This window comes from Vibrio sp. 10N.237.312.B06, assembly GCF_041464685.1.
Classification (GTDB): domain Bacteria; phylum Pseudomonadota; class Gammaproteobacteria; order Enterobacterales; family Vibrionaceae; genus Vibrio; species Vibrio tasmaniensis_A.
The window spans coordinates 22,747-37,163 of record NZ_JBFSPI010000009.1 but is presented as its reverse complement, the minus strand read 5'-3'; the positions used below and the strand labels follow the sequence as shown (position 1 = coordinate 37,163).

Annotated in this window: 13 protein-coding genes; all 13 read right to left on the bottom strand. The window is 45.2% G+C overall.

The annotated features are described in order from the left end of the window. Positions 1-138: 138 nt before the first annotated feature. Positions 139-651: a DUF2802 domain-containing protein gene (locus AB6C75_RS04125; protein WP_009848529.1), complete on the bottom strand. Its 513-nt coding sequence runs from the start codon at positions 649-651 to the stop codon at positions 139-141. Further along, entirely contained in the window at positions 651-1,145 is a 495-nt protein-coding gene (locus tag AB6C75_RS04120; RefSeq protein WP_009848530.1) for a chemotaxis protein CheW, read from the bottom strand. The genes AB6C75_RS04125 and AB6C75_RS04120 overlap by 1 nt, the downstream gene beginning before the upstream one ends. Positions 1,146-1,215: 70 nt before the next feature. After that, positions 1,216-2,283: a chemotaxis protein CheW gene (locus tag AB6C75_RS04115; RefSeq protein ID WP_372107010.1), complete on the bottom strand. Its 1,068-nt coding sequence runs from the start codon at positions 2,281-2,283 to the stop codon at positions 1,216-1,218. Next, positions 2,270-3,052 carry a ParA family protein gene (locus AB6C75_RS04110; RefSeq protein WP_009848532.1) on the bottom strand — a complete coding sequence of 261 codons (783 nt, stop codon included), beginning with the start codon at positions 3,050-3,052 and terminating at the stop codon, positions 2,270-2,272. The genes AB6C75_RS04115 and AB6C75_RS04110 overlap by 14 nt, the downstream gene beginning before the upstream one ends. Before the next feature lie 10 nt (positions 3,053-3,062). Further along, positions 3,063-4,187 carry a chemotaxis response regulator protein-glutamate methylesterase gene (locus AB6C75_RS04105; protein ID WP_009848533.1) on the bottom strand — a complete coding sequence of 375 codons (1,125 nt, stop codon included), beginning with the start codon at positions 4,185-4,187 and terminating at the stop codon, positions 3,063-3,065. A 13-nt stretch (positions 4,188-4,200) separates the two neighbouring features. Then, entirely contained in the window at positions 4,201-6,402 is a 2,202-nt protein-coding gene (locus AB6C75_RS04100; RefSeq protein ID WP_372107007.1) for a chemotaxis protein CheW, read from the bottom strand. 9 nt (positions 6,403-6,411) lie between these two features. Beyond that, the gene (locus AB6C75_RS04095) at positions 6,412-7,143 is read right to left on the bottom strand and encodes a protein phosphatase CheZ (protein WP_372049645.1); all 732 of its coding nucleotides are present in this window, start codon (positions 7,141-7,143) and stop codon (positions 6,412-6,414) included. A 114-nt stretch (positions 7,144-7,257) separates the two neighbouring features. Then, on the bottom strand, positions 7,258-7,626 hold the full coding sequence (gene cheY / locus AB6C75_RS04090; RefSeq protein ID WP_012603445.1) for a chemotaxis response regulator CheY: 369 nt from the start codon (positions 7,624-7,626) through the stop codon (positions 7,258-7,260). Between the two features lie 42 nt (positions 7,627-7,668). Beyond that, positions 7,669-8,403, bottom strand: coding sequence for an RNA polymerase sigma factor FliA (locus AB6C75_RS04085; RefSeq protein ID WP_009848537.1), 735 nt, complete (start codon positions 8,401-8,403; stop codon positions 7,669-7,671). Then, positions 8,396-9,283, bottom strand: coding sequence for a MinD/ParA family protein (locus AB6C75_RS04080; RefSeq protein WP_009848538.1), 888 nt, complete (start codon positions 9,281-9,283; stop codon positions 8,396-8,398). The genes AB6C75_RS04085 and AB6C75_RS04080 overlap by 8 nt, the downstream gene beginning before the upstream one ends. Positions 9,284-9,296: 13 nt before the next feature. Further along, positions 9,297-10,808: a flagellar biosynthesis protein FlhF gene (gene flhF, locus AB6C75_RS04075; protein WP_017101966.1), complete on the bottom strand. Its 1,512-nt coding sequence runs from the start codon at positions 10,806-10,808 to the stop codon at positions 9,297-9,299. Positions 10,809-10,835: 27 nt separating this feature from the next. Beyond that, positions 10,836-12,938, bottom strand: coding sequence for a flagellar biosynthesis protein FlhA (gene flhA, locus AB6C75_RS04070; RefSeq protein WP_372107004.1), 2,103 nt, complete (start codon positions 12,936-12,938; stop codon positions 10,836-10,838). 345 nt (positions 12,939-13,283) lie between these two features. Beyond that, positions 13,284-14,414, bottom strand: a complete 1,131-nt coding sequence (gene flhB / locus AB6C75_RS04065) for a flagellar biosynthesis protein FlhB (RefSeq protein WP_009848541.1) — start codon at positions 14,412-14,414, stop codon at positions 13,284-13,286. Positions 14,415-14,417 lie beyond the last annotated feature (3 nt).

Below are 14,417 nucleotides of genomic sequence, written 5' to 3'. Positions count from 1 at the left end.
CAATATATTGCATTAGATACAAATACTTATAAACATCGTTCTATATAGGTATAACAGGCACAAAAAAAGAAGCCGAAGCTTCTTTTAAGAGGTGTACGTGATGAACATCAATTGCTCATTACGCAGTAAGCGCTAAATTTAACGACGTCGAGTCGGGTCTCTACGATCACGAGAGGATGCAGGTTGTTCATCATATGATGAAGGGTTACTTCTTAACGAAGGGATTTTTTCCTTACCTGCGAGCTTATTCTGCAGAGACATCATCAGCTCAGCTTCTGCCTTAGGTAATTCACACTCTTCGATCAGTTCGTTTATCCCAGCACCAAGCTGAACCATTTTAGTTGCACGTGTATACAAACGCCCATCGGTGTCCGCATGTTCCAACTCAACAATACGTTCATTCAAGTGTTTTATCAGATCTTGCTGTTCCGTCACTTTCTGACCAAGGCCAACCACAACAGAGCGAACTTCAAGTAATTGCTTACTCGATTTTTGAAGCTCTTTGTCCAAGTTACGAACTTGCAGGCGTGACGTATCGATCTGCTTTTGAATTGCACTTTTTACTTTGCTAATCAAAATCACGATGAATAACGTAAAAACCCCAACTCCGACTATCAGAGCAATAGGGTTTAAAGGAAGCGCTTCAAACATTACAGGTGAGCCATCTCATCCCATTCGTCTTCACTTAACAGCTTGTTCAGATCGACTAAGATAAGAAGCTTGCCATCACGGTTACTAACACCTTGGATGAACTTAGCACTTTCATCAGTACCAACACTTGGTGTCGTGTCGATCTCAGAAGAACGCAGGTAAACAACTTCAGCAACACTATCTACTAAAATGCCAATAACTTGACGCTCAGACTCAATAACGATAATGCGTGTGTTATCTGTGATTTCACCTTGCATCAAACCAAAACGAGAACGAGTGTCAATAACAGTAACAACGTTACCACGCAGGTTGATAATACCTAAAACGTAGTCTGGAGCACCCGGTACTGGAGCAATCTCGCTGTAACGCAATACTTCACGTACTTGCATTACATTGATGCCGTAAGTTTCTTCTTCTAGTTGAAATGTCACCCATTGAAGTACTTCATCATTTGTTTGATCTTTTCTTACTTCAACTTCACTCATATGAGACATAGATAATCCTCTTGCCGTCGTTACCGACCACTGTTGTTAACTTGATGCTTATATTGTACCAATCGTAGTACTAGCCCAATGCTTTTACGTCTAGCCCTGCATTTAGCATGGCGGTTAATGCTTCAACATGGATCAAAGCACACATTTTTTCTTTTACCATACCAGCGAGCCATGGCCGTTTCCCTGCCGTTTCTCGCCAGCGTACTTTATCTGTATTAAGCAGCTCGGTACCTTTAAGCTCTGTGCTCGCAAGCCCCCACAAGCTTTCGCCAAGCATGACTATATATTGATAATTTTCTTTATAATCATCACATAATAGCTTTTCAGGCATCACCCATTTGGCGGTATCAACCACGTCTAGCTTACTATCTCGATTAGTTTGCAACCCCAAATACCAAGCAGGTTTGCCAATAATATGACTTAACTCTTCAAGGCGATGAATACCCCCGAGCTCATCAAGTGGCACAGCAAACGTCACACCGTTCACATCAAAATACAGCACTTGAAAATCTTCAGTTCTAGCCGTCGTTTCCCATGATGTAAACTGACCGGCTCCACCAGCTTGAGTTTCAAGTTCGGTAAATGGCTCAATTTGAGGAGATTCAAGATCGGGTTCAGTAGCCTTAACTTCTACTTGCTCCGTCTCCAGCGATTCAGCTTGTAACTCTTCAATTTGCTGCGATTCAACAGGTGGATCTACAGCAATTGATAAATCAGGTTCTGGAAGATCCCAATCTTGAATTTCAGGATCTACAGACACTTGAACAGACTCTACTGCAGCGTCAAACATTTGCATGTCTGCCTGCTGAGCAATTTGCTGTGTGTTCCGATCCATCAACTCATCTAGATTCAGATCATCGACAACATTAGTCGCTTCTAAACGACTCAGAAGTTTCTGAACATCCTCAAGATTCGGCACTTCAAATTCTGCAGCGCGTATTTCGGCGTAGCTTGAATAATGACTAGTCGTTAATTGTGGCTCTGGCTCTTTAGTTTGTGATTCGCCGCTAGACTCGTCAACAAGAAAAGCATCAGATTCAAAGTTTTCATCGCCTAACAGCGCGGTAAAGTAATCATCGATTGCTTGTTCACTCGATAAACTTGGTTGCGTCAATGTCGATTCGTTATTCGCGCTCATTTATCGCTAACCTCTCGAGATAAATAAGCAGCTGTTTATAAGCAAATACACCACGGCTACCCGATGCGAAATGAGATGCTGGCAAACGTTTTAGACTGGCATCGCGAAACTTGGTATCAATCGGCACAGCAGAGGTCCAAACTTGGTTTGGATAGTCATCTTTAAGCTGAGTCAATGTTTGCAATGATGCTTTCGTTCGCTTGTCGTACATCGTCGGGACAATCGTCACCTTAAACGGTGTTTTGCGAGACTTCTGCATAATAGTTAGAGTGCGAATCATGCGCTCTAAACCTTTCATCGCCAAAAATTCAGTCTGTACCGGAATCAAGATACGATCACTGGCAGCCAACGCATTCACCATCATCACACCAAGAATAGGCGGACAATCGATAAGCACGTAGTCATAGTCATCTTTCAAAGCGGCTAAAGCACGCTTTAAGATCAACCCCATACCACTTCGATTTCCCATTACACGGTCTAATGTCGCCAATGACATGTGTGCGGGAATAATATCGATACCTTCAATTTCGGTCTGTATAGTCAACGCTCTCACAGCTTGCGTAGAAAACTCACGCAGCTGGAACAGATCAAACAGGCTCGATTCCACCGTATCTGAGTCGTAACCCAAATAGGTGGTTAGTGATGCATGTGGGTCAGTATCAACCAACAACACACGATGACCCTTTAAGGCAAGTAAGCCAGCTAGGGTCACTGTCGTCGTCGTTTTTCCAACGCCACCTTTTTGGTTTGCAACACTCCAAACAATCATGTCGATTTACCTAAGCTAACCCAACTTCGACCAAAATCCGTTCCGCAACGCGGTCTAGAGGTAGGTCTTCAGTAGAAATGCCAGCTTTTGCTACAGCTTGAGGCATACCATATACAACACAACTATCTTCGTCTTGCGCCCAAATGGTCGAACCCGCTGTTTTTAACATGCGAGAACCTTCTCGACCATCAGCACCCATACCGGTCAGTATCATAGACAACACTTTATCGCCGTAGATCTTAGCTGCAGAACCAAAAGTGACATCCACACAAGGCTTGTAGTTCATTCGGTCACCACCATCGATAATCTTCAGACGCGCCGAACCCGGGCGACCATCAATCATCATTTGCTTTCCGCCTGGAGCAAGATAAGCCACCCCAGGTTTCAACAGGTCTCCGTCTTGAGCTTCACGAACTTCAATCTTACACAAGGTATTCAAGCGGCTAGCAAAAGCAGCGGTGAACGTTGCTGGCATATGCTGCACTAACACAATCGGATGCGGGTAGCTGGCAGGGATGCGTGTCAAAATTTTCTGTAGTGCAACTGGCCCACCAGTAGAAGTACCAATTGCAGTTAATTGATACTTTTTACCCGAAGCTCTGAATTTCGCGGTTGAAGCAACCGCTGGTTTAGCAGCAGGGGCTGTTGCTGAAATAGATTGGCGCAATGGCGCTGATGTTGACGCCGTAGCTGTTGCGGTAGCTCTTGGCGCAACAGGAGTGCGTCGCATAAACGCACGCTTTGCAGCAATCTGAATCACGCGCTGCTGAAGCAATGCGACAGCATCGTCACGGTTACGAGCGATGTCTTCAAATTTCTTAGGTAAGAAATCTAGAGCACCAGCATCTAACGCATCTAACGTTGCTCTTGCACCATCATGCGTTAGCGATGAAAACATCAAAATAGGCGTCGGAGACGCAGCCATAATTTCACGAACGGCAGTAATACCGTCCATGACTGGCATCTCGATGTCCATGGTAATTACGTCAGGTCTTAGCTTTTTCGCTTTCTCAACCGCTTCTTTACCGTTTACTGCTACATCGATGACTTCTAGGCGAGCCTCCGAGTTGATGATCTCGCTTACTCTACGACGGAAGAAGCTCGAATCATCAACGACTAATACTTTAATCGCCATATTTATCCTTAAGTTAAATTCTTGATGCAGCTGCGTACTGCTTCAACAAGTCCGGCACATCTAAAATCAATGCTATGTGACCGTCACTTGTAATTGTCGCACCTGCCATTCCTGGCGTGCCTTGAAGAAGCTTATCAAGTGGCTTAATAACCACTTCTTCTTGCCCGATAAGCGCATCGACAACAAAACCAACACGTTGACTACCAAGTTGCACAATAACAACATGACCATGACCTTGACGTCCTTCAACAAGACCTTCTTTAGGTGTAAGCCAATTTTGTAAGTAGAACAGTGGAATAGACTTATCGCGAACGATGATCGTTAGCTGGCCATCAACCACGTTTGTGCGGCTTAGGTCTAGGTGGAAGATTTCATTTACAGAAGCCAGTGGCAATGCGAACGGGTGACCCGCAACACCGACCATTAAGGTTGGTAGAATCGCAAGTGTCAACGGAACCTTAATGGTTATTTTGGTGCCTTGGCCCATCTCTGAATCGATATCAATAGAACCATTCAGTGTGTTGATCGCTGTTTTCACAACGTCCATACCTACACCACGGCCAGAGATATCTGAGATCTTTTCTTTACTTGAAAAGCCAGGAGCAAAGATTAGATTGAAACACTCTTTATTTGTTAGGCGAGACGCTGCATCATCATCCATCAGACCGCGCTTAACCGCGATAGCACGAAGCTTATCAGGGTCCATACCGCCGCCATCATCAACGATAGCCAGTTCAATGTGGTCGCCTTCTTGAGAGGCAGACAGAATCACTTTACCGGTTTTAGATTTACCCGCAGCAACACGGTCGTCCGGCATTTCAATACCATGATCGACAGAGTTTCTCACCAAGTGAATCAGGGGATCAGCAAGTGCTTCTACTAAGTTTTTATCAAGATCCGTTTCTTCGCCACGCATTTCAAGAACGATGTCTTTCTTCAAGGTACGAGCAAGGTCACGGACAACGCGAGGGAAGCGACCAAATACTTTCTTGATCGGCTGCATACGCGTCTTCATTACTGCACCTTGTAGGTCAGCAGTAACAACGTCTAAGTTAGAGACAGCTTTCGACATTTCTTCGTCGTTGCTGTTTAAACCTAAGCTAACGAGGCGGTTACGAACCAATACTAGCTCACCCACCATGTTCATGATGGTATCCAGTGTTGATGTATCAACACGAACTGTGGCTTCAGCTTGCTGCTTCTTCGCAGGCGCTTTAACTTCAGCTTTTGCTGGTACGCTAGGCTTAGGCTCTGCTTTTACAGCAACAGGAGCAGGCTGTGGTTTAGGAGCGACTTTCGGCGCAACAGGCTCAGGCTTCGCTTGTACAGGCTTAGTCGCAGCATCCAACTCTTCAATTGAAGGGCCGTTACCTGAACCGTGTAACTGGTCAAGTAAACTCTCAAACTCAGCATCAGTCATTAGGTCATCGCCTTCAGACTTTACTGGTGCTTTGGCTACCGGAGCGACTGGAGGAGGTGGTGCCGTTGAGCTTGCAGCTGTCGGGCTTTGACCTGCACCATGCAACTCATCTAACAACTTTTCAAATTCGTCGTCAGTAATGTCACCACTCGCAGCAACTGGCTGAGGTGCCACAGGTGCTGGCGCTGGTGTGTCTAGAGATGATGTCGTTGGTGAACCACCCTTACCGTGAAGTTCATCCAGTAAACGCTCAAATTCATCTTCAGAAATATCATCCACGGAAGATGCACTGATGTTTGTACTTTCAGCAGTAGGTTCCGGAGCAATAACAGGCTCAGGAGCTGCAACGATAGGCTCAGAGATAACCGGTGCTGGAGCTTCTACTGCCACAACTTCATCTTCAGACTCTGGCTTACAGAGGCGATGAAGTTCATCCAGTAAAGATTGGTCTGCTGGTACTAAAGCTTCCTCATCTTGCACGGCTTTAAACTGTACATTGACTGTATCTAAAGCCTGTAGCATCGTATCCATCAGTCCTGATGTTACACTGCGTTGGCCATTTCTTAGAATGTCGAACACATTCTCAGCACCATGACAAGTATCCACCAGCTCGGTCAATGCTAGGAAACCAGCACCACCTTTTACTGTATGGAAACCACGGAAAATAGCGTTTAGTAGTTCTTTGTCGTCAGGGTTATTCTCTAGCTCTACCAGTTGTTCTGATAGAAGTTCGAGGATCTCTCCTGCTTCGACTAAAAAGTCCTGAAGAATATCTTCGTCTAAATCGTAGCTCATACGTTACCTTTAAAATCCAAGACTGGATAACAAATCGTCGACTTCATCTTGAGATGCAACAGCATCCTCACGAGCTTCTGGGTTCATGATCGGACCCTCTGGAGCAATAGATGACTTCTTATCTGTCTCTGGTGTTGGTTCTATTTGATTCGCACCGAATACGGTGAGAATCTCTACCAGACGTCCTTCAACCTCATTCACCAAGGTAATAACTTTGCTAATAATCTGCCCAGTTAAATCTTGGAAATCCTGAGCCATCAAGATTTCAGTCAGTTGTCCACGTAGTTCAGTACTATCGCCTTCTACTTGGACAAGTAATCCATCAATGCGGTGGCATAAAGCTTTGAATGTTACTAGCTCAATGCGGCCATGCATCAGTTCATTCCATTGAGGCCTTACTTGAAGTAAACACTCGTGTAAATTAGTTGCAATTGGCATACAGCGATCGACAGCGTCCATCGTTTTGTTCGCCGCAACTTCCGTTTTATCAATGACATATTGAAGGCGATCCCTGGCGTCAGGGATTTCATCCTTTGCGATAACGTTAATACGCTCGTCAAAGTTGAATTGTGTCAAAGAATCATGGAGGTCACGAGTCAGACTGCCTATTTCTTGAAGCATTGGGTTATCTTGAAGATTAAAATTATCTTCATAAATGCTTCTAACAAGAGAATCAGCACCTTGCTGCTCGTCGTTTTCAAGCAGCTCTACTAATTTTTTTGCTTGTTCTAATGAAATCATCCTGAGTCCGGCCTTACTCCGCATAGTTTGTGACGCTTCAGCTTTAGAGGTAAACGGGAAACAAAAAAGTTAATGTCTCTCTATGAAGCGCCTGAAACAGGTTCTTATGAGTGCTTATAAACGCTCAAAAATCTTGTCGAGTTTCTCTTTTAGAGTTGCGGCAGTGAACGGCTTCACAATGTAACCATTAACACCCGCTTGCGCTGCTTCGATGATCTGCTCACGCTTAGCTTCTGCTGTGATCATAAGCACTGGAAGGTGCTTAAGTTCAGCGTCTGCACGGACGTGTTTTAGAAGATCAATACCTTGCATACCCGGCATGTTCCAGTCAGTTACCACGAAATCAAATTCGCCTTTTTTCAGCATAGGTAACGCGGTCAAGCCATCGTCTGCTTCTTGAGTGTTGTTGAAACCTAAATCGCGAAGTAGGTTTTTAACAATTCGGCGCATCGTTGAAAAATCATCAACAATGAGAATTTTCATGTTTTTGTTCAAATTAGCCTCCACTGAATAAAATCAGTGTTGTTAGTCGTTCTGTGTCCAAGCACTTAACTTAGTGCGTAAACGCTGCATAGATTGGCTTAGTATTTGGCTGACACGAGATTCGCTGACACCTAATACTTCCCCAATCTCTTTTAAATTGAGTTCTTCGTCGTAATAAAGCGAAAGCACGAGGCCTTCTCTTTCCGGAAGTTGTTTTATCGAGTCGATCAAAGCTTGGCGGAATGATTCATCTGCAACCCCTTGAAAAGGCGTATTATCTTGAGAATCTTCATTCGGAGATATTACATCATCAGAGACACCTAAGTCTTCTATCCCTACCAATTTTGAGCAATTAATATCAGTTAAAGCACTGTGATACTGGTCTAAACTCAGCCCCATGTGCTTTGCCACCTCAGCATCACTGGGATCGCGATTGAGAGTGCCCTCTAATTCCGCGATTGCACTACTGATTTCTCGATTGTTTTTATGAACCGATCTCGGGACCCAATCCCCGCGGCGAATGTCATCCAACATTGCCCCACGAATTCGAATACCTGCGTACGTCTCAAAGCTTGCGCCTTTGGTACCATCATAGTTCTGTTGCGCTTCAATCAGGCCAATCATGCCGGCTTGAATCAAGTCATCAACTAATACATTAGGCGGTAATCGCCCCAACAAATGATGAGCGATACGCTTAACCAACACAGAGTACTTCTCAAAAAAAGCCTGCTGGCTATTGTGATTAGCATGTTGATCGTAAGTAAGCGCTTTATTCACCAAATGGTTCCTCTATAAATTCAGTACGGTTCAGCAGCCTTTCAACAAAAAACTCCAAGTGTCCGCTTGGTGTTTTTGGTATTGGCCAGGTCAATGCCTTATTAGCCAAAGAGCTGATTGCCAATGCAGCTGGAGAGCGAGGAAACGCATCGACTACGATTTTCTGTCTCTTAACTGATTGACGTACTTTATCATCTAAAGGAATACATGCTACGAGTTCGAGGCTCACATTCAAGAAGCGCTCTGTGACCAAAGTCAACTTTGCAAATAATTCTCGGCCTTCGCGGTAGCTTCTGACCATATTTGCAACAATTTTGAATCGCTGAACTTGGTGCTCTCGACTCAACAGCTTAATCAATGCATATGCATCAGTAATCGACGTTGGTTCATCACAAACCACCACAACCACATCCTGCGCAGCTCTTGAGAAGCTGATGACCATATCGGATATACCCGCTGCGGTATCAACCAATAAGATATCCATCTCGTCTTCAAGCGAACCAAAAGCACGAATCAACCCGGCGTGTTGAGCGTGTGAAAGTTCAGTCATGCTTTGTGTGCCTGATGTCGCTGGAATAATTTTAATTCCGTGCGGCCCTTCGACAATCGCATCCTTAAGTTCACACTCGCCAGCCAACACATGCCCAAGATTTCGTTTAGAACGAATGCCGAGCATGATGTCTACGTTAGCTAATCCTAAATCGGCATCCAGCACCATGACTTTCTTGCCTTGGCGAGCCATACAAATAGCCATACCTAACGTTACATTCGATTTACCCACGCCTCCCTTGCCACCCGTTACAGCGATAACTTTTGTGAGTGAAGGCTGGGTTAAGCGACGGAGGCCGCTAGCTTGATCGTGTATCATATTCTCATTCATATTTATCCGCCGCCTAGAGCCCTTCAGAATCGCTATTCCAGTAATGAGGTTCATTCTCTGTCGATTTTTCTAATAACTCATTGGCCTTAGCAATCATGTACTTTGGCTGAGCAATAACGATATCTTCAGGAACTCGTTGACCATTTGCTATATAAGCAACTGGCAATGCATTTTGTATTACCACACTGATGAACTCACCCAAACTAAGCGATTCGTCCAGCTTCGTCAGGATACATCCCGACAGCGGGATTCTTCTAAAGTGTTCAATGGTTTCTTGTAGTACTTTGCGTTGCGCGGTTGCGGGTAACACAAGGTAACTATTGATAACGGAACCACTCTCTTGCATCAATGTGTCTAACTGCTCAGATAGGCGAACATCTCGCTGCCCCATACCTGCAGTATCGACTAGAATCAGGCGACGATTACGTAACTGATATATTACATCGGCCAATTCACTAGAATCTTTAGCAACTCTTACAGGACAACCCATAATTCGACCATAAATCGATAACTGCTCATGTGCACCTATGCGATATGTATCTGTTGTCACAAGAGCAACGTTGTCTGCACCGTACTCCATTGCTGCACGGGCTGCGAGCTTAGCAACGGTTGTTGTTTTACCTACGCCAGTCGGGCCAAGTAAGGCTACAATACCGCCGCGTTTTAAAATATCTTTTTGTGTTACTGAGATTTGATCAGCGACCAGAGCAAGCAAGGCTTTCCATGCTCGTGCTGGTTTTGTGTCTTCTGGAATGTAACAGGCCATTTGATCGGCGAGTTCTGCCGAAACACCCATACGTTCTAGGCGCTTGATAAGCATCGCTCGCAAAGGTTCGCGACGTTCGACTTCTTGCCACATGAGCCCAGAGACTTGATGCTCTAACAAACGACGAATTGAAGTCATCTCGTCGCGCATCGTTTCCATTTCAGTATCTGAACCTTTGGATTGAGTGTTCTCTCGACCACGATCATAACGGGTAGGATCTAAGCGAGGTGCTGGACGCTCTACTCTGCGATCTTCGGCAATCAATTTAGATAAACCCGTTTCACGAGCAAAGGCCGAGTCAAGGCTGCCGCTAGAATGCTGGCTACTCTGAGGTTGATGACCGTTACTTGACTGGCGATTGAGCAATGCTGATAACGAGTCTTCGTTTTCAGCGCGATGTTGTTGCTCATCGTCGGCGCCATGACTGTATTGCTTTAGCATATTCGCAAAGCGCTTGGTCATTGAGCGTCCACCTTCTGCATTCGGCTGGATGCTAACCTTGTCATCATCTAATTGACGACGCCCAGTTGGCAATTTGGGCTCAGACATTTGAGTGTACTGGCTTTGCGTAGGCTGCTGAGGTTTATTGAGTCTGGGACTTGCTGTCGACGGGCTGGAATCGCCATCAATAGCGGCAACAATTTCCACACCACCTGCGACCTTTTTGTTAGACATGATCACCGCTTCTGAGCCAAGTTCTTCTTTAACTTGGAGCAGGGCTGTTCGCATATCTTTTGCAAAAAATCGTTTAATTTTCAATTCGATCGTCCGTTCTAATTAGGCGGCTTAATTACCAACAGCTTGTACTATACGTATCTGCTTTTCGTCTGGTATCTCTTGGTAAGATAATACTCTCAAGCTTGGGATCGTGTTTTTCACGAACTTAGCCAGAGTCGAACGTAAAACACCAGAGGTCAATAATACCGCTGGCTCACCTTTCAGTTCTTGCTCTTGTGTCGCGTTACTGAGTGAGATCTGTAAACGTTCGGCTAAACCAGGTTCAATACCAGCAGATTCTCCGCCGGATGCCTGCATGGTTTGATGCAAGATTTGTTCCAACTCAGGAATCAAGGTTATAACTGGTAATTCTGGCTCTATACCATTGATTTCTTGAACAATTAGTCGTTTTAGTGAGATACGAACAGCTGCAGTTAATATGTCAGGTTCTTGACTCTTAGAAGAGTACTCCGACAAAGTTTGGACAATGGTTCGAATATCACGAATTGGAATCGCTTCATTCAGTAGGTTTTGTAGAACTTTCACAACCACACCAAGCTGTAATTGATCCGGTACAAAACCTTCCACCAGCTTAGGTGTTGATCGGCTAAGCATCTCAAGTAAGTTTTGAACTTCTTCGTGGCCAATCAACTGTGAAGCGTTATTCGTTAACTGCTGGCTAAGGTGTGTGGCAAGTACGGTTGAAGAGTCTACAACCGTATAACCTAAGGCTTGTGCGTGTTCACGCTGCTCTTCACGAATCCAGACGGCTTCAAGGCCAAAGGCAGGGTCAATCGTCGGCTCTCCATCTATCATCCCATAGACTTGGCCAGGGTTAATCGCGAGCTCCATGTCCGGCTTGATCTCAGCCTCACCAACCGCTACCCCCATCAGGGTAATTCGATAGCTGTTTGGTGTCAGTTCCAGATTATCGCGAATGTGTACTGCTGGAATCAAGAAACCAAAATCTTGAGACAGCTTTTTCCGTACACCTTTCACGCGCTCAAGCAATTCACCACCTTGGTCTCTATCGACCAAAGGAATCAAGCGGTACCCCACTTCGAGACCAATAATGTCTACCGGTTGAACATCATCCCAAGACAGTTCTTTTTGCGATGCGGGCTTATCACCATTGGCATTAGCGGTTGCAGGTAGGTTTTTCTCTTCTACCTTTGCCTTGTTCTTTTTATCGATAAAGTAAGCCCCAGCCCCAGCAACCACAGCAAGGCTCAAGAAGGAGAAATGTGGCATACCAGGAACAATACCCATGATGCCGAGGATAGCAGCGGTGATCATTAGGGCTTTAGGATTATCGAACATTTGGAAGACAAGTTGTTCGCCCATGTCTTCATCAGTATTTTGACGCGTTACCATCATCGCCGCAGCAATAGAAAGTAACAGCGATGGTATTTGTGCAACCAGACCATCACCGATAGTCAGTAGCGTATAGATTTCGATGGCTTCACCAAAACCAAGGTCAAACTGAGCCATACCGATACTCAAGCCGCCAATGATGTTGATGAACAATATCAAGATACCGGCTATTGCATCGCCTTTAACAAACTTAGATGCACCGTCCATCGAGCCGTAAAAGTCAGCCTCTTTGGTCACTTCAAAACGTCGAGTACGAGCCTGATCTTGGTCGATCAAACCCGCATTCAAGTCGGCATCGATTGCCATCTGTTTACCCGGTAGGGCATCTAGGGTGAAACGCGCACTTACTTCCGAAATACGACCCGCACCTTTGGTTACAACCATGAAGTTGATGATCATCAAAATCAAGAACACCACTAGACCTACCGCGTAGTTGCCGCCGATAACCACGTTACCAAAGGCTTCGATAACGTTACCGGCCGCGTCACCACCTTCGTGACCATGAAGCAATACCACACGTGTCGAAGCAACGTTCAAAGCTAATCGAAGTAGAGTCGCAATCAGAAGTACGGTCGGGAATGCAGCGAAGTCCAAAGGCCTGCGGGTATAAACCGAAACCAGTAATACAACCATGGACAGTGCAATGTTGAACGTGAAGAACATGTCCAACAAGAAGGCTGGTATTGGCAACACCACCATAGCGAGCGTCGCAAGTACCATAACGGGCGCGCCAATTGCAGGCATCGCACGATTAGGGATTTTAGGTAGCTTGTCCGCAAAAGGCAGGGAGAATTTCATAAGTCTAGACAGTTTCGCTATGTTGTAGCCATCTCACTAAGCTATTTGAGGCTCAGGTCTAAGCTATGTTGCTATGGTTTATAGTGCATAGGTTCAAATGCACAGGTTTATAATACTAAGCTTTATATGCTCGGGATTTATAACGCTAGGATTTATAATGACTGGGCTTATAATACTCAGATTTACAATGCTAAGGTTATTAATGATCGGCTAATAATATTCGGGATTGATATAGCAAACACTGTACCAACACTTTTCGTCAAATTATTGCCATCGCCTCTTTAAAAAGAGGATTAGCTAGCCCGCTATTATCAGGGTTCATCAAGCAGAGCTCAAGCAATTGATCTAATGTCGTAAATCAGGTGGGATCGGCATATTAGAATCTTGGAGTTTTGGCCTCTCTCCGCCTCGTTTTCGATACTGTTTCAGCTGAAATACATATGCAAGCACTTGAGCAACCGCTGTAAACAGACCGTCAGGAATTTGTTGTTCTAACTCGGTAGTGTGATAAAGCGCCCTAGCCAATGGTGGCGCAGGAACAATATAGATGTCATTTTCACGGGCAATTTCACGGATCTTCATTGCCATATGATCAACACCTTTAGCCACTACAACGGGGGCTTTGTCTTGATTCTGCTTATAGCGTAGAGCCACCGAGAAGTGCTCCGGGTTGGTCACTATCACATCCGCTTGAGGCACGTCAGCCATCATACGGCGCTGGGCTGCTTCTCTTTGCAACATACGAATGCGGCCCTTAACTTCAGGCTTACCTTCAGTATCTTTGTGCTCATCTTTAATTTCTTGTTTGGTCATCTTCAGCTGATCGGCGTGTTGCCAAATCTGGAACGGGATATCAATCGCCACCACGATAAGCAAAGAGCAGCTGATCAGCAGAATAAAATTGAGCAAGATATCTAAAGCGTGGAAGATATTCTGTGGGTATACCTCCATGCTCAGTTGCATTAAATCGTGTTGAGAAGCTTGAATAAGATAGATGGCCATTCCCGAAACAAGTGCCACTTTCAAGATAGATTTCAACAGTTCAACCCAACTCTGCAGGCCAAACATACGCTTAATACCACTGAGTGGGTTTAGCTTAGACGCCTTAGGCATCGCCGCCTGCATAGAGAAGTTAATCCCCCCGACACCCGCAGCACCAATGACGGCTGCAACAAATAAGGTTATCAGGATTAAGAACAGCGGGAACAACAGGTTCACCAATGCGCCACCCGCAATTTCGAGGAGTTTTGTGGTATCAAAAACTTCTTCCCGACTCAGAGAAAACAGACGTTGCATTGTTTCGAACAAAGCTTTCGCCATCGATTCACCAAACCACATTAAAGCAATCGCACCAACAATAAGTACTGACGCCGACGCTAACTCTTTTGACCTTGCAACCTGCCCTTTCTCTTTGGCCTGTTGCAAGCGTTTGGGCGTGGCGTCTTCCGTGCGTTCTTGACCGTCTGACTCTGCCATTTT

What these genes read in the sequence shown, in the direction of transcription:
- AB6C75_RS04125 (WP_009848529.1), bottom strand. Translation starts at nt 651, where the DNA reads ATGTTTGAAGCGCTTCCTTTAAACCCTATTGCTCTGATAGTCGGAGTT.
- AB6C75_RS04120 (WP_009848530.1), bottom strand. Translation starts at nt 1,145, where the DNA reads ATGTCTCATATGAGTGAAGTTGAAGTAAGAAAAGATCAAACAAATGAT.
- AB6C75_RS04115 (WP_372107010.1), bottom strand. Translation starts at nt 2,283, where the DNA reads ATGAGCGCGAATAACGAATCGACATTGACGCAACCAAGTTTATCGAGT.
- AB6C75_RS04110 (WP_009848532.1), bottom strand. Translation starts at nt 3,052, where the DNA reads ATGATTGTTTGGAGTGTTGCAAACCAAAAAGGTGGCGTTGGAAAAACG.
- AB6C75_RS04105 (WP_009848533.1), bottom strand. Translation starts at nt 4,187, where the DNA reads ATGGCGATTAAAGTATTAGTCGTTGATGATTCGAGCTTCTTCCGTCGT.
- AB6C75_RS04100 (WP_372107007.1), bottom strand. Translation starts at nt 6,402, where the DNA reads ATGAGCTACGATTTAGACGAAGATATTCTTCAGGACTTTTTAGTCGAA.
- AB6C75_RS04095 (WP_372049645.1), bottom strand. Translation starts at nt 7,143, where the DNA reads ATGATTTCATTAGAACAAGCAAAAAAATTAGTAGAGCTGCTTGAAAAC.
- cheY (WP_012603445.1), bottom strand. Translation starts at nt 7,626, where the DNA reads ATGAAAATTCTCATTGTTGATGATTTTTCAACGATGCGCCGAATTGTT.
- AB6C75_RS04080 (WP_009848538.1), bottom strand. Translation starts at nt 9,283, where the DNA reads ATGAATGAGAATATGATACACGATCAAGCTAGCGGCCTCCGTCGCTTA.
- flhA (WP_372107004.1), bottom strand. Translation starts at nt 12,938, where the DNA reads ATGAAATTCTCCCTGCCTTTTGCGGACAAGCTACCTAAAATCCCTAAT.
- flhB (WP_009848541.1), bottom strand. Translation starts at nt 14,414, where the DNA reads ATGGCAGAGTCAGACGGTCAAGAACGCACGGAAGACGCCACGCCCAAA.